The organism is Rhodococcus sp. S3, assembly GCF_058211795.1.
Map to the genome: position 1 here is coordinate 4109188 of NZ_CM177074.1, position 15289 is coordinate 4124476.

15 protein-coding genes are annotated in these 15289 nt (G+C 68.5%); 7 read left to right on the plus strand and 8 right to left on the minus strand.

Annotated elements, in window-relative coordinates; translation table 11 throughout:
- Nucleotides 1–8 precede the first annotated feature (8 nt).
- The 3 genes from AC0LPE_RS19055 to AC0LPE_RS19065 all read right to left on the minus strand — a co-directional run bounded on the left by AC0LPE_RS19055 (nt 9) and on the right by AC0LPE_RS19065 (nt 2156).
- Entirely contained in the window at nt 9–1232 is a 1224-nt protein-coding gene (locus AC0LPE_RS19055) for an O-succinylhomoserine sulfhydrylase (protein WP_088899401.1), read from the minus strand.
- A complete protein-coding gene (locus AC0LPE_RS19060) occupies nt 1229–1639 on the minus strand; it encodes a rhodanese-like domain-containing protein (RefSeq protein WP_172415055.1) in 411 nt (136 codons plus the stop codon). Before AC0LPE_RS19060 ends, AC0LPE_RS19055 begins: the two co-directional genes overlap by 4 nt.
- A gap of 70 nt (nt 1640–1709) precedes the next feature.
- Nucleotides 1710–2156, minus strand: a complete 447-nt coding sequence (locus AC0LPE_RS19065) for an Rv0361 family membrane protein (protein ID WP_006552930.1) — start codon at nt 2154–2156, stop codon at nt 1710–1712.
- A 292-nt stretch (nt 2157–2448) separates the two neighbouring features.
- Between AC0LPE_RS19065 and AC0LPE_RS19070 the strand changes: the two genes are divergently transcribed.
- Nucleotides 2449–3846, plus strand: coding sequence for an FAD-dependent oxidoreductase (locus AC0LPE_RS19070; RefSeq protein ID WP_230823263.1), 1398 nt, complete (start codon nt 2449–2451; stop codon nt 3844–3846).
- 107 nt (nt 3847–3953) lie between these two features.
- On the opposite strand, the gene AC0LPE_RS19075 is transcribed toward AC0LPE_RS19070, so the two are convergent.
- Nucleotides 3954–4436: a DUF456 domain-containing protein gene (locus tag AC0LPE_RS19075; RefSeq protein ID WP_230823265.1), complete on the minus strand. Its 483-nt coding sequence runs from the start codon at nt 4434–4436 to the stop codon at nt 3954–3956.
- Nucleotides 4437–4543: 107 nt separating this feature from the next.
- Here AC0LPE_RS19075 and AC0LPE_RS19080 point away from each other — a divergent pair, with 107 nt between their 5' ends.
- A complete protein-coding gene (locus AC0LPE_RS19080) occupies nt 4544–7330 on the plus strand; it encodes a vitamin B12-dependent ribonucleotide reductase (RefSeq protein ID WP_490604990.1) in 2787 nt (928 codons plus the stop codon).
- Nucleotides 7331–7353: 23 nt separating this feature from the next.
- Nucleotides 7354–7782, plus strand: a complete 429-nt coding sequence (locus AC0LPE_RS19085) for a hypothetical protein (RefSeq protein ID WP_145692380.1) — start codon at nt 7354–7356, stop codon at nt 7780–7782.
- Between the two features lie 7 nt (nt 7783–7789).
- Here the strand turns inward: AC0LPE_RS19085 and AC0LPE_RS19090 are convergent, their stop codons facing one another.
- On the minus strand, nt 7790–8170 hold the full coding sequence (locus tag AC0LPE_RS19090; protein ID WP_088899375.1) for a VOC family protein: 381 nt from the start codon (nt 8168–8170) through the stop codon (nt 7790–7792).
- A 92-nt stretch (nt 8171–8262) separates the two neighbouring features.
- On the opposite strand from AC0LPE_RS19090, the gene AC0LPE_RS19095 reads away from it, so the two are divergent.
- From AC0LPE_RS19095 to AC0LPE_RS19105, 3 genes are all read left to right on the plus strand, one after another.
- Nucleotides 8263–8640 carry a nuclear transport factor 2 family protein gene (locus AC0LPE_RS19095; protein WP_016691542.1) on the plus strand — a complete coding sequence of 126 codons (378 nt, stop codon included), beginning with the start codon at nt 8263–8265 and terminating at the stop codon, nt 8638–8640.
- A gap of 91 nt (nt 8641–8731) precedes the next feature.
- Nucleotides 8732–9829, plus strand: coding sequence for a CoA transferase (locus tag AC0LPE_RS19100; protein WP_160876781.1), 1098 nt, complete (start codon nt 8732–8734; stop codon nt 9827–9829).
- Between the two features lie 114 nt (nt 9830–9943).
- Nucleotides 9944–10891, plus strand: coding sequence for an alpha/beta fold hydrolase (locus tag AC0LPE_RS19105; protein WP_423658571.1), 948 nt, complete (start codon nt 9944–9946; stop codon nt 10889–10891).
- A 9-nt stretch (nt 10892–10900) separates the two neighbouring features.
- Here the strand turns inward: AC0LPE_RS19105 and yczR are convergent, their stop codons facing one another.
- Entirely contained in the window at nt 10901–12352 is a 1452-nt protein-coding gene (gene yczR, locus AC0LPE_RS19110) for a MocR-like transcription factor YczR (RefSeq protein WP_490604991.1), read from the minus strand.
- Between the two features lie 48 nt (nt 12353–12400).
- On the minus strand, nt 12401–13690 hold the full coding sequence (locus tag AC0LPE_RS19115; protein WP_006552940.1) for an adenylosuccinate synthase: 1290 nt from the start codon (nt 13688–13690) through the stop codon (nt 12401–12403).
- A 253-nt stretch (nt 13691–13943) separates the two neighbouring features.
- Between AC0LPE_RS19115 and AC0LPE_RS19120 the strand changes: the two genes are divergently transcribed.
- Nucleotides 13944–14597 (plus strand): hypothetical protein, encoded by a 654-nt coding sequence (locus AC0LPE_RS19120; protein ID WP_490606370.1) that lies wholly within the window; start codon nt 13944–13946, stop codon nt 14595–14597.
- Between the two features lie 9 nt (nt 14598–14606).
- On the opposite strand, the gene AC0LPE_RS19125 is transcribed toward AC0LPE_RS19120, so the two are convergent.
- Complete coding sequence (locus tag AC0LPE_RS19125) at nt 14607–15185, minus strand: TerD family protein (protein WP_016691538.1); 579 nt, start codon at nt 15183–15185, stop codon at nt 14607–14609.
- Nucleotides 15186–15289: the final 104 nt, after the last annotated feature.

The following is a 15289-nucleotide window of genomic DNA, read 5'->3' on the forward strand; positions in this document are numbered from 1 at the left end:
GTCCCAGGTCAGGACAGCGCCTGCTGGAGATCTTCGAGCAGATCCTCGGGATCCTCGAGGCCGACGGACAGTCGCACCACACCGTCGGACAGACCGATCGCGGCCCGGCCCTCCGGTCCCATCGCCCGGTGGGTGGTGGTCGCCGGGTGGGTGATGAGCGACTTGGAGTCGCCGAGATTGTTCGAGATATCGACGATGCGCAGCTTGTTCAGCAGCTCGAAGGCACGCTTCTTGCCCTCGCCCTCGGGGGCGTCGAGCTCGAACGTGATGATCGTGCCGCCGCCGCTCATCTGCGACTTCGCGAGTTCGTACTGGGGGTGCGATTCGAGGTACGGGTACTTGACCCAGCGCACGGCATCCTGCGTTTCGAGGAACTGCGCGATGCGCAGCGCCGAATCGACGGAGGCGCGCAGCCGCACCGGCATGGTCTCGAGGCCCTTGAGCAGCGTCCACGCGTTGAACGGGCTCAGCGACGGCCCGGTGTGGCGGATGAGCTGCTGCACGGGCCCGTCGATGTAGTCCTTGGGACCGAGGATCGCTCCGCCGAGCACGCGGCCTTGGCCGTCGATGTGCTTGGTGCCCGAGTAGACGACGATGTCGGCACCGAGATCGATGCTGCGCTGCAGCAGCGGGGTGGCGAAGACGTTGTCCAGCACCACCTTCGCGCCTGCCGCGTGCGCCATCTCCGAGACGCGTCGCACGTCGACGAGGGTCTGCATCGGGTTCGACGGGGTCTCGAAGAAGACCGCCGTGGTGGGCACCGACAGCGCCTTCTCCCACTGGTCGAGGTCCTCACCGTCGACGAACACCGTCTCGACGCCCCAGCGGGGCAGGATCTCGTTGCACACGACGAAGCACGAACCGAAGAGGCTGCGTGCCGCGACGAGACGGTCGCCCTTGCCGAGCAGCGCCGCGAGCGCGGTGAACACCGCGGACATGCCGGACGCGGTGGCGTAGGCACCCTCGGCACCGTCGAGCAGGCGCAGGCGCTCCTCGAACATCTTCACCGTGGGGTTGCCGTAGCGGGAGTAGACGAAGTGGTCGACGTCGCCGGTGAAGGCGGCTTCGGCGGCCTCGGCCGACTCGTAGACGAACCCGGAGTTGAGGTAGAGCGCCTCGGAGGTCTCCTCGAAGCCGGATCGGAGCAGGCCGCCGCGCACGCCGAGCGTGGCGGGGCGAACGGTGTCGGGCAGCGCCTTGTCGAACGCGCCGCCCTGGGGGATGGAACTCACGACTGCCTCCACGGCAGGCCCGCGGCCCGCCAGCCCTCGGCACCGCGATGGCCTTCGCCGTCGAGAGCGCCTTCGAATCCTTCGAGAACGTTGTAGGCGGGGGTCAGGCCCGCAGCGGTGGCGGCCGTGGCCGCTCCGATGGAGCGCTGCCCCGAGCGACACAGGAAGATCACCGGTCCGCCGCCGATACCCGCTGCCCTCAGGTCCTCGACGAAGCTCGGGTTGGGGGCGCCGTCGGGGTAACGAACCCACTCGACGAACACGGTCCGGCGACCGAGCGACGAGGTCTCGGGGACCCCGACGTATTTCCACTCGGCTTCGGTACGCACATCGACGAGCACGGCATCCGGATCACCTTGCAGCAGGTCCCATGCCTGCTGCGGCGTTATATCACCTGCGTAGCTCACCCGGACATGTTTTCACAGGTCGGGCTGTGACGTACACGCGGGCACCGCGTCGTATACGCACGGCGACGCGTCAGAACCGGCAGATCCGCCACACGTCGTCGATGCGGACGACCTGCCACGTCTCGGTTTGCGTCTCCCCGTCGAGGCCGGTCCGGACGTCGACGGTGGCCCGATCGCCGTCCACGGCAATGTTCTGCGTGGCCTGCAGCTCCACCCGTCCCTCGACGTCCGCGAGCGGCGCTTCTTCGGCGGGCAGATCGCTGCAGCGCAGCCGGTCGAGGATCGGTCCGTCGTTCTCGTTGTGCGCGGAGACGTAGTCGGTGACGGCACGACGGACCATCTCGTCCTCGGTGAGGTCGTCGCCCGCCGGGGAGAAGAGCTGTGCACCGAAGACGACGAGGACGAGAACCACCAGGACGGCGAGGGCTCCGAGGAAAGGCCCTATGCTGCTACTGGTGGGACCGTCGGGATCCGGGCCGGGATCGGGTTCGGGTTCGGGGGCTCCGCGCTTGGCCATGCGCCCGATCCTAATGGGCGCGAGGTCGCGGCTCGTCACGGCCGCATTTGCCCTAAAAACCCTCTCGAGGTAGGAATTGTGGCATGGCCACCACGCAGCTCGTTCGACGCCTCGCCGTCGACCTGTGTCGTATGGGTGCCCACATGTGTTGTCGCTGAAGCGATTCGCTCGACGGCTCGATTCATCCTCCTTCGCCGTCATCCCCGCGCGACCTGCGCCGAGCCCACTGAGGGCAGCCTTAATTTAAGCTGGATATGTCCGTCCGCACACCGAAGAGGTAGTTGATCCCCTGATGACCGATCAGACTCGTCCCCTTCGCGTCGCGATCGTCGGTGCCGGCCCTGCCGGTATCTACGCCGCCGACGCACTCATGAAGTCCGACACTGCGCAGGATCCCGGGGTCAGCATCGACCTGTTCGAGCGCATGCCGGCGCCGTTCGGTCTGATCCGCTACGGTGTCGCGCCCGACCATCCGCGCATCAAGGGCATCATCACCGCCCTGCACAAGGTGCTCGACAAGCCGCAGATCCGCCTGCTCGGCAATCTCGACTACGGCAGCGACTTCACCCTCGACGACCTGCAGCGTTTCTACGATGCGGTGATCTTCTCGACCGGCGCGAACGCGGACCGCGCGCTGAACATCCCTGGCATCGACCTCGACGGCAGCTACGGCGCCGCCGACTTCGTGTCCTGGTACGACGGGCACCCCGACGTGCCGCGCACCTGGCCGCTCGAGGCGGAGAAGGTCGCCGTCCTCGGTGTCGGCAACGTCGCGCTCGACGTCGCCCGCGTGCTCGCCAAGACCGGCGACGAGCTGCTGCCGACGGAGATCCCGCCGAACGTCTACGAGGGCCTGAAGAACAACAAGGCCGTCGAGGTGCACGTCTTCGGTCGCCGTGGTCCGGCGCAGGCCAAGTTCACGCCGCTCGAGCTGCGCGAACTCGACCACTCCCCGACCATCGAGGTCATTGTCGACCCGGAGGACATCGACTACGACGAGGGCTCCGAGCAGGCGCGTCGTAACTCGAAGCAGGTCGACATGGTCGCCAACACCCTGCAGGACTGGGCGATCCGCGATGTGGGCAACCGTCCGCACAAGCTGTTCCTGCACTTCTTCGAGTCTCCGCACGAGATCCTCGGTGAGGACGGCAAGGTCGTCGGTCTGCGCACCGAGCGCACCGAGCTCGACGGCACCGGCAACGTGCGCGGCACCGGCAAGTTCCGTGACTGGGAGGTCCAGGCGGTCTACCGCGCGGTCGGTTACCTGTCGCAGAACATCGCGAAGCTGCCCTTCGACGAGCAGGCCGGCACCGTGCCGAACGAGGCCGGACGGGTTCTCGCCGACGAGAGCGCCGAGGGTCACGACCGGTTCATGCCGCACACCTACGTCACCGGCTGGATCAAGCGCGGCCCCGTGGGCCTGATCGGTCACACCAAGGGCGATGCGAACGAGACCGTCGCGAACCTGCTCGAGGACCGGGCCGCCGGTCGTCTGAACACCCCCGAGGATCCGTCCGAGGACGCGATCGTGAAGTTCCTCGAGGACAAGCAGCTGCCGTACACCACCTGGCAGGGCTGGTACCGCCTCGACGCGCACGAGCGCAGCCTCGGTGAGGCCGAGGGCCGCGAGCGCGTGAAGGTCGTCGAGCGCGAGGACATGTTCCGCGCCAGCGAGCCGCACAAGGCCTGATCTGCGTCTGAGGTGATCAGCTCCTGACCTGTACGAACGAGGAGGGATCCATCCGCACGGATGGGTCCCTCCTCGCATTCCGGGTCTGCTCGGCTTTCCGGGTGCGCTCAGGTGAACAGGACGGCGCCCAGCCATACCGACGCCGCGACGAGCCCACCGAACAGTTCGACGAGGATCGACAACGCGACCGCTTTGGTCGCCGCGACCGTCGAGACCCACGCATCGCGGTGGGTGCGGTGCCGTTGCACCTCCGACAGGTACATGCCGAGCAGGAAGCCCAGGAACAGACCGACGACGGGGATCACGAAGAACCCGACGATGCCGAGCAGACCGGCAAGGATCAGCGACCGGTTCGGCACCCCGGCCTGCTGAAGCCGCTTGCCGGGCCAGGTGTACTTCACGATGCCGGTGACCAGCAGCGCCACCGTCGCCACGCCCAGCACGATCCATGCGGTGGTGCCTCCCGTGAGGAACGCCCACACGGCGATCGCACCGAAGATCAGCAGGACGCCGGGCAGGATCGGCAGCACGATCCCGAGCAGGCCGACGAGGATCGCCAGCCCGACGAGCAGTTCGCCGCCGGCACTCACGGCGCCACCGGGCGGGTCGAGCGGGCGGAAGACAGCGGAGTACCGGGACGCGGTGGCAGCATGGTGGGACTATATGTGCCACCGGTCCACGCACCCGGGAGGACGCGATGAGCAGTACCAGGCCTCACAGCAGCCCGAAGAGTGCATCGGACGCCGCTTCCGCCGCGGTGCGCGGCGACGTCCGGTACTTCACGACGCCCGGTGTCGATCCCGCCGAGGCGGTGGAGTGGCAGCGACGCGACGCGCGGATCGTCCATCACGGCACCGGACGTGTCGTCTTCGAGCAGACGGACGTGGAGTTTCCTGCCTTCTGGTCGCAGAACGCCACCGACATCGTCACGCAGAAGTACTTCCGCGGGCAGCTCGGGCATCCCGATCGTGAGCACTCGCTGCGCGACGTGATCGCCCGCATCGTCGACACGATCACGGCGTGGGGGCACACCGACGGCCATCTCGACGATCCGGAGGCGTTCGCCGCCGAGTTGACTTATCTGCTGATCCACCAGCGGGCCTCGTTCAACAGTCCCGTCTGGTTCAACATCGGGGTGCCGAACACTCCGCAGCAGGCCAGCGCGTGCTTCATCCTGTCGGTCGACGACAGCATCGACTCGATCCTCGAGTGGTACCGGCAGGAAGCGGTGATCTTCAAGGGCGGGTCGGGTGCCGGGGTGAACCTCTCCCGGATCCGCTCGTCGGCCGAACCGCTGACCGGTGGCGGAAGCGCATCGGGTCCGGTCAGCTTCATGCGCGGCGCCGACGCCTCGGCCGGCACCATCAAGTCCGGCGGCAAGACCCGGCGGGCCGCGAAGATGGTGATCCTCGACGTCGACCATCCCGACATCGAGGAGTTCGTCGACTGCAAGGCGATCGAGGAACGCAAGGCGCGGGTGCTCGCCGAGGCCGGTTTCGACATGGGTCTCGACGGCACCGACATCCATTCGGTGCAGTACCAGAACGCGAACAACTCGGTGCGCGTGACCGACGAGTTCATGCACGCGGTGGTGGCCGACGCCGAGTGGCCGCTGCGTACCGTGACGACCGGCGAGACGGTCCGGACGGTCCGCGCACGAGAGTTGTTGCAGCGCATCGCCGCCGCCACCTGGGAGTGCGCCGACCCGGGCATCCAGTACGACACGACGATCAATGCCTGGCACACCGCCTCGGCGACCGGCCGGATCAACGCGTCGAATCCCTGCTCGGAGTACATGCATCTCGACGATTCGGCGTGCAACCTCGCGAGCCTGAATCTGCTCACCTTCCTGCGCGAGGACGGCACCTTCGACGTCGACGGTTTCCGTCACGCCGTGGCGGTGATGCTCACCGCGCAGGAGATCCTCGTCGGCCGCGCCGACTACCCCACCGAGCGGATCGGTGAGACGTCGCGGCGGTTCCGGCAGCTCGGGATCGGTTACGCCAATCTCGGTGCGCTGCTCATGGCTTCGGGTCTGCCCTACGACAGCGAGGCCGGACGCGCGACGGCTGCGGCGATCACCGCCCTGATGACCGGGCACGCCTACGCCGTGTCGGCGGACATGGCACGGCGCCTCGGCCCCTTCGAAGGGTTCGACGGGAACCGCGCGCCGATGCTCGACGTGTTGGGCAAGCACCGTGGTGCGCTCGACGACATCGACTCCGACCTCGCGCCGGCCGACGTGCTCGATGCGGCGCGACAGGCATGGGATCGCGCAGTGGCCGACGGCACCGCCCACGGTGTGCGCAACAGCCAGGTCAGTGTGCTCGCACCGACCGGCACGATCGGGCTCGCGATGGACTGCGACACCACCGGGATCGAACCGGATCTGGCGTTGGTGAAGACCAAGAAGCTCGTCGGCGGCGGTAGCCTCACGATCGTCAATCGCAGTGTGCCGCGTGCACTGTCGCGTCTGGGTTACGGCCCGTCGGAGGTCGCCGACATCGTGGCGCACCTCGATCTGCACCACGACCTCGCCGGTGCGCCGCACGTGCGCGACGAACACGCGCCGGTGTTCGCGACCTCGATGGGCGACAACGTCATCTCGCCGCGTGGCCACGTCGCGATGATGGCGGCAGTGCAGCCCTTCCTGTCGGGTGCGATCTCCAAGACGGTGAACCTGCCCGAGTCCGCGACCGTCGACGACATCGCCGACATGTACGTCGACGCGTGGCGCCTGGGAGTGAAGGCGCTCGCGATCTACCGTGACAACTGCAAACTGGGACAACCGTTGTCGACGTCGTCGCGTCCTGCCGTCGCAGACGCGGCGACCCCCTCCGCGGCGCCTCGTCGTGAGCGACTCCCGCGCACCCGCAACTCGCGGACGTTCGAGTTCCGGGTGGCCGACTGCAAGGGCTTCTTCACGATCGGCGAGTACGACGACGGGCGTCCCGGCGAGATGTTCCTGCGCGTGTCCAAGCAGGGCTCGACATTGGCCGGCATCATGGATGCCTTCTCGATGTCGGTCAGTTACGGTCTGCAGTACGGGGTTCCGCTGCGCACCTTCGTCCGGGCCTTCACGAGTACGCGTTTCGAACCGGCCGGGATCACCGACGATCCGGATCTGCGGATCGCCACGTCGATCCTCGACTACATCTTCCGGCGACTGGCGGTCGACTATCTCGAACCCGACGAACGAGCGGAGCTGGGCATCCTCACCGTCGCCGAGCGTTCGGTGCCCGACACCCCGACGCTCACGCCGTACACGAGCACGCCGCCGGTGCGCGAGCCCGATCCGCCGGCGACAACGCCTCACAGCACACTCGGCACGAGCAGCGCGAGCACGTCCTCCCCGGGTGGGCTCGCCGCGCCGTCACCGTCGAATCCGGACGCGCCGTACTGCATGCAGTGCGGGGTGAAGATGCAGCGGGCCGGGTCGTGCCACGCGTGTCCGTCCTGTGGGAACACCAGCGGCTGCAGCTGAGGTGATGCGTCCATACTGGCGCGATGGTCCTGGGAGTCGACACCGAACTGACACTGACGGCCGCGGGTGCGGTCTTCCTCCTCGCGCTCGGTCTCGGCGTGTGGAAGTACCGGCAGATGGCCACGTCCGACGACCATCTCGCGCACCCGTACGTCGACATCGCCCACCGGTCGGCGCTGATGTACTCCTTCGCGACGCTGCTGGTCGCGGTGTTCGTCGAGCTCAGCGCGTGGCCCACCGCCGTGAACCTCGCGGCGGCCGCGGTGATCGTGGTGTTCTTCGTCGGTGCGATCGCGAGCTATGTCGTGCACGGCGCGCTGCGCGACACCACGAACCAGTTCGCGCATCCGGTGCGCGGGACGGGTCCGGCGATGGCCGCGCTGATCGTCGGTGAGATGGGTGGCTTCGCGGTGCTGTTCGCCGGCTTCCTGTGGGGTGCCTTCGCGAGCTGAGGCCGCGTCAGGTGCGGTGTTCGAGCAACGACAGGACGTTGCCGTGCGGGTCGCGGAACCACGCGACCCGCATGCCGTCGGGCGCGGTCCACGCGTCGTGGTCGTCCTGGTCCATGCCGTTGTAGCGGATGAACTCCACGCCGTGCTCGCGCAGTCGTTCGACGGTGCCGTCCAGATCGGATACCCGCCAGCCCAGCACGGTGTAGCCGGTCTCCTCGCGCGACTGCACGAGGGTCACCCGGACCGGTGCTCCGTCGCCTCCGTCGAGGACGAGCGCGAACGGGTCGCGGGAGAGCTTCCGGAAGCGCAGGGTGTCGACGTAGAACATCTCCGAGACGTCGAGGTCGGTGCTCGGGATGAAGCTCACGAGTTGGCCGGTGATCGTCATACATCCACTGTGCGCCGGAGCGCCCGAGCGCGACAGTGGATTCGGCGGATTCACGCCCCCACCTCCGCGATCCGGCGACTAGGCTCTCGATCATGAGCACCTCGGAGATCGCCACGGTCCTGGCCTGGCACGACGCCGTGAACAGCAACGACATCGACACGCTCGTGCAGTTGTCGAGCGACGACATCGTGCTGCCCACCCCCGACGACGATCCCGACCAAGGACTCGACGAGCTGCGCGAGTGGGCGACGACGGCGGGCGTCACATTGCAGCCGGGCCGCCTGTTCGTCCACCGGGGCATCGTGGTGGTCGAGGAGACGGCGACCTGGGCGTCCGATCCGGGTCCTCGCGAGGAGGCGATCGCCTTCCGGGTGGTCGACGACCAGGTGGTCACCGTCGTGCGGCACACCGATCTCGCGGAGGCCTTCGAGGCGACCGGGCTGAGCGAGGCGGACCTGTACGAGGAGTGATCCGCTCCGCGTGACCGGAACCATATTCTGAACGCTCGCTAAGGTACTCTCCGTTGCGACAGTCCCTACGTATCGGAGTGAGGTTCGTCGAGTGTCCGCTGAAGCTGTTGCGAAGAAGGGTCCGCTCGCGGGTGTCCGCGTCGTCGAGTTCAAGGGTCTCGGTCCCGGCCCGCACGCCGCGACCCTGCTCGCCGATCTCGGCGCCGATGTCGTCATCGTGCAGCGCCCCGGCGAGATCCCGCAGGAGGGACAGCGCGATCCGATTCAGCGCAACCGTCGCATCGTCGAGGCAAACCTCAAGGATCCCGCCGACATCGAGAAGGTCCTGACCCTGCTCGAGCGCGCCGACGTCCTCATCGAGGGCTTCCGTCCCGGCGTCACCGAACGGCTCGGCCTCGGACCGGACGTGGTCCTCGAGCGCAACCCGCGCATCGTCTACGGCCGCATGACCGGTTGGGGCCAGGAGGGCCCGCTCGCCAACGCCGCCGGTCACGACATCAACTACATCTCCCTCACCGGCGTCCTGCACGCCATCGGCCGCCAGGGCGAGCGTCCGGTGCCGCCGCTGAACATGGTCGGCGACTTCGGTGGCGGTTCGATGTTCCTCGTGTTCGGCATCCTCTCCGCCCTCGTCGAGCGTCAGACCTCCGGCAAGGGCCAGGTCGTGGACGCGGCGATGGTCGACGGCGCCCTCGCGCTGTCGCACATGATGTGGGCGTTCCGCGGTCGCGGCGCGTGGTCGGACGAGCGCGGCGTCAACATGCTCGACACCGGCGCACCGTTCTACGAGGTCTACGAGACCAAGGACGGCAAGTACATGGCCGTCGGTTCCATCGAGCCGCAGTTCTACGCGCTGCTGCTGCAGGGACTCGAGCTCGATCCGGCCGACCTGCCGCACCAGCTCGACACCTCCCGCTGGGCGGAGATGAAGAAGATCTTCACCGACAAGTTCCTGTCGAAGACCCGCGACGAGTGGACCGAGATCTTCCTCGGCACCGACGCCTGCGTCTCCCCGGTCCTCACCTGGGCCGAGGCGGAGAAGAACGAGCATCTCGTCGCACGCGGGTCGCTGATCGAGATCGACGGGGTCGTGCAGCACGCACCGGCGCCGCGCTTCTCCCGCACCCCCGCCGGCGAGCCGGTCGGTCCGGCGGCCGAGGCCACCGACATCGACACCCTCTGGGTCTGATCGTCCCGTTCGGGCCCGGGATCGTAACGGTGTTCTACCGATACGGTTCCGGGCCCGTCCCATCCGCGGGAAAGGCACCGATCGCGCCGGGATCGGTGTGCTATCAACACCGTCATGAGTGATGGGGTGGGAGCCGCGATCCATCGATCGACGGCCACGGCACGAGCACGAGTACGCACCGCGGTCCCGGGCCACGTCCCGGAGGTGCTCGGCGTCCGCAGCAAGGACGGCACCCGCATCCACACCGAGGCCTACGGGCCCGCCGACGCCCCGACGATCGTCCTCGCGCACGGCATCCTGTGCGAACTCGGCTTCTGGCGCAACCAGATTCGCGATCTGAGCGACGACTACCGGGTGGTCGCCTTCGATCACCGCGGTCACGGACGCAGCCAGGCCGCCCCCGCCCGGGCGTACACGATGGACCATCTCGCCGACGATCTCCACGCCGTGCTGGGCACGGCCGCACCCGACGGCCGACCCGTCGTGGTCGCCGGGCACTCCATGGGCGGCATCGCCGTGATGGCCTGGGCCGAGCGGTATCCGCGCGACATCGACGCACGGGTCTCGGCCGTCGGTCTGGTCAACACCACACCGGGCGAGATCTTCGACAACGTACAGTTCCTACGCGGACCGCAGAGTCTGACGAAGGTGCGACGCCGTGTCGCGCAGACCGTCGTTCCGCTGGCACGGATGCCGCTCCCCCAGCGGATGCCCTTGCGCAAGCACCTGCTCTCCCGCGTCGCCGTCGGGACGGGAGCGGCCGCGACGATCACCGCCGACGTCGACCGCATGCTCGGCCGCACCTCGGCACGCGGTCGCGGTGGCTACGGCCGGCTGCTGGTGAACATGATCGACACCGTCGATCCCTCCGCGATCACCGCACCCACGCTGGTGATCGCGGGCAGCCACGACCGGATCTCACCGCCGGGCCGGTCCGAGTGGATCGCCGAGCGCCTGCCGAACCTGCTCGAACTGCGCACCTTCGACAGCGGGCACTGCGGTCCTCTGGAACGACCCCGCGAGGTGTCGGCGGCGCTGCGCGAGCTGATCGAGATGCCCTGAGAGGCAGGGTCAGACGACGAGCCGCGCCTCGTCGGGCGTGCGCCCGGAGGCGACCTGATCGTAGGCGGCGGCCATCGCCTCGACGGCGTCGGCGAGGACCTCGACGTCCTGTGTGTACGGCAGGCGCACGAAGTGCTCGAACGCGCCCTGCACACCGAAACGCGGGCCGGCGGAGAGCAGCACACCGTGGGACGGCGCGGCCGCGGCCAGCGAGGTGGACACCGGCTCGGGCATGCGCGCCCACAGCGACATCCCGCCCTGACCCGGCGTGTACTCCCACTCGGGCAACCGCCGGTCCAGGGCGTCGCACAGCGCACCACGTCGTTCCCTCAACGCGGCGCGCCGCCGTTCGAGCAGTTCGTCGACGTCCGAGAGCAGATGCGCCGCCGCGAGCTGTTCCATGACGGGCGTGCCCAGGTCGACCGCGGTCCGTGCCCCGGCCAGCCGGACGATCGTGTCGCGGTCGGCGCGGATCCATCCCACCCGCAGGCCACCCCACAGCGACTTCGCCGTCGAGCCCACCGTCACCACCGACGCACCGGCGGGCACGGCTGCGACGGGAGGCGGCGGCGGTGCGTCGAGCCACAGATCGACCATCGACTCGTCGACGACGAGCGTCGTCCGCGTGTCGCGCATGATGCGGGCCAGTTCGACGCGGCCGTCCTCGTCGAGGCACAGGCCCGTGGGGTTGTGGAAGTCGGGGACGAGAAAGGCGGTGCGGGCTGCGGTCTGCCGGACGGCACTGGCGACACCGTCGAGATCCCAGCCGCCGTGCGGGCCGTTCTCCGGACGCACCGGAACCGGCACCGGGCGCGCGCCGTACCGGCGGATCGCTTCGAGCGCATTGGGATAGGTGGGGTGGTCGACGACCACCCGGTCGCCGGGATCGTCGAGCACACCGAGCAGCAGGCGCATCGCATGCTGCGCCCCGGAGGTCACCATGATCTGGTCCGGCGAGGTGGGCAGTCCACGCTCGCGGTAGCGACGGGCGATGACCTCGCGCAGCACCGACACCCCGATCGGTTCCATGCCGTGCGAGTCGAGATAGGTCGACATCGACCGCAGCGCCGCCGCATACGCCGCCTCGATCTCCGCGGCCGGCGCGGGCAGTGAGGCGTTGCTCAGATCGGTCGCCGGGCCGATCGGCATCCGGGAGCCGGTGTTCTCGGAGCCCCGGCGAGCGGGCACGGCGACCGTGCTGCGGGCGCCCTGGCGGCTGCGCAGATAACCCTCTTCCCGCAGCGCTGCATAGGCGGACGCGACGGTGGTGCGGCTCACCGACAGCGCGGCGGCGAGTTCCCGCTCGCTGGGCAGGGCGACACCGAGCGGGACGCGACCGTCGTGCACGAGCAGACGGATGCTGTCCGCGAGCGCCCGGTAGGCAGATCTGGAACCACCCGAGTCCTGCCAGTTGCCGAGATCGCGGACGAGCGAGGCCGCCCCTATCGCGCGTGTGATCACCGGTCCAGTATCACGCAACCGGCCCGGGCCCCGATCGGGCCGGTGGGATCAGCGGATGACGTCGCGGCGGACGATCGTCTCGTCGCGGCCCGGTCCGACACCGATGCAGGAGATGTAGGCGCCGGAGAGCTCCTCGAGACGCAGCACGTAGTTCTGCGCGTTCTTCGGCAGCTCCTCGAAGGTGCGGGCGTGAGTGATGTCCTCCCACCAGCCCGGCATCTCCTCGTAGATCGGCTTGGCGTGGTGCACGTCGGTCTGCGTCATCGGCATCTCGTCGATCCGCACACCGTCGACCTCGTAGCCGACGCAGATCGGTACGGTGTCGAGGCCCGACAGCACGTCGAGCTTGGTGAGGAAGTAGTCGGTGATGCCGTTGACGCGGGTGGCGTAGCGGGCGATGACGGCGTCGAACCAGCCCGTGCGGCGGGCGCGGCCGGTGGTGACACCGACCTCTCCACCCTGCTTTGCCAGGTAGGCGCCGTGGTCGTCGAACAGCTCGGTCGGGAACGGGCCGGAGCCGACGCGGGTGGTGTAGGCCTTGAGGATGCCCAGCACCGTCGAGATCTTCGCGGGGCCGATACCCGAACCGACAGCGGCGCCGCCGGCGGTGGGGTTGGACGACGTCACGTACGGATAGGTGCCGTGGTCGACGTCGAGCAGCGTGCCCTGCGAACCCTCGAGGAGGATCGTGTCGCCGCGCTCGAGCGCCTTGTTCAGTTCGAGGCGCGTATCGGTGATGCGGTGCTTGAAACCCTCGGCCTGGGTGAGGACCTCGTCGACCACCTGCTGCGGGTCGAGCGCCTTGCGGTTGTAGATCTTGACGAGCACCTGGTTCTTGAATTCCAGTGCGGCCTCGACCTTCTGGGTGAGGATCTTCTCGTCGAGCACGTCGGCGACCCGCACGCCCACGCGGGCGATCTTGTCCTGGTAGCAGGGGCCGATACCGCGTCCGGTGGTGCCGATCTTCTTCTTGCCGAGGAAGCGCTCGGTGACCTTGTCGATGGCCACGTGGTACGGCATGATCAGGTGCGCATCGGCCGAGAGCAGCAGACGGGACGTGTCGACGTCGCGCTTCTCGAGGCCTTCGAGCTCGGTGAGCAGCACACCCGGATCCACCACGACACCGTTGCCGATGACGTTGTTGACGCCGGGCGTCAGGATGCCCGACGGGATCAGGTGCAGGGCGAACTTGTCGCCGTTGGGCAGCACGACCGTGTGACCGGCGTTGTTGCCGCCCTGGTAGCGCACGACCCACTGCAGACGTCCGCCGAGTAGATCGGTAGCTTTGCCCTTGCCCTCGTCGCCCCACTGGGCTCCGATCAGGACGATTGCCGGCATGTCGCGCTCTCCTCAGGCAGGTGTCTACGTGCGGGCGGTCTCGCCTGCAGGGTCCTGCCCAACCGGGCAGCAGCCGGGACCACAGTGTAGTCCACCCTCCGACGAGCGCGAATGACGGGACTGCCCAAGCGCCCGGAGCTGCGGCGCGCGGTGGCGGGTCGCCGCCGCCCTCCCCCACCGGCTTCCCATTACAGTGGACGCAGCCGAGAGCCCGACGAACCCGACCCCTCGAGGAGACCCGTTGACCCCGGTAGTGCTCAGATGCGGTGACGTGCCATTGCCGTTGGCGCTGACCCCCGTGACCGCACTGTCTGCGCCTGCCCTCCCCGAGAAGGACGACTTCGAGGACGTCTTCGCGCATCTCGAGTCGGTGGAGGACCCTCGTCTGGTCCTCGTCGGCAACGACGCCGCCTTCGCCGCGACCGTCACCCGGCTGATGCGCACCGAACGTCTGGACCTGGAGGTCGCGTACGTCCCGGAGACACGAACCCCGACCACGGAGGCGTACGGGCTGCGGACGGGGTCGAAGGCCGCCACCGTCGCCCTCCAGGGGGTCGCGAAGCCGTTGCCGCTCATCCGCGACGACGCCGGTATCGCCCTCGTCGGCCGTGCGCTGCTGTGCGGTGAGAACGGCGATGCGCTCGTCGGGGAGGCCTACGTCGACGACACCCGCCTGTTCTCCGGCACGGTGCCCGGCATCCGTGTCGAACCCACGCCGGCGATGCCCGGTCTGCGGGCCGCGATCGACCGGCCGCGCTGGTTCGGGGGCTACAAGTGGCTGACGGGCCGGGCCATGCAGTTGGGTTCCCCCGCCGCGGTCGTCACCCGCGACGGGGTCGCGAACCCCAGGGCTCTCAAGCGGTCGACCTTCTACCGGCACGACAAGAAGTGGAAGCTCGTCCGCTGAGACCCATTTTCAGCCGACGTTGACCCCGTAGTCCCGTGCGATGCCCGCCAGGCCCGAGGCGTAGCCCTGGCCGATGGCGCGGAACTTCCACTCGCCACCGTGGCGGTACAGCTCGCCGAAGACCATCGCGGTCTCGGTGGACGCATCCTCGGTGAGGTCGTAGCGGGCGAGTTCCCGGCCGTCGGCGCGGTCGACGACGCGGATGAACGCGTTGCGCACCTGGCCGAACGACTGGCCGCGCGCGTCGGCGTCGTGGATCGACACCGGAAAGACGATCGACTTGACCTCCGCGGGAACGGCGACGAGGTCGACGTTCACGCTCTCGTCGTCGCCCTCGCCCTCACCCGTGAGGTTGTCGCCGGTGTGCTCGACGGAGCCGTCCGGCGAGCGCAGGTTGTTGTAGAAGACGAAATGCTGGTCGGACAGGACCTTGCCGTTCTCGCCCGTCAGCAGTGCGCTGGCGTCGAGATCGAAGTCCGCGCCGGTCGTCGCGCGCACGTCCCAGCCGAGACCCACCGTCACCGCCGTCAGGTTCGGAGCCTCCTTCGACAGCGAAACGTTGCCGCCCTTGGCCAAGCTCACACCCATACCGAATCCTCTCGCTCGATGATCGTTACCTACCGCCACCCTAGTGAAGACCGGACGAGTCGGGCAGGGACGTGTGAAGGCCGTCCCGCAGGGGTAGTCGCAGT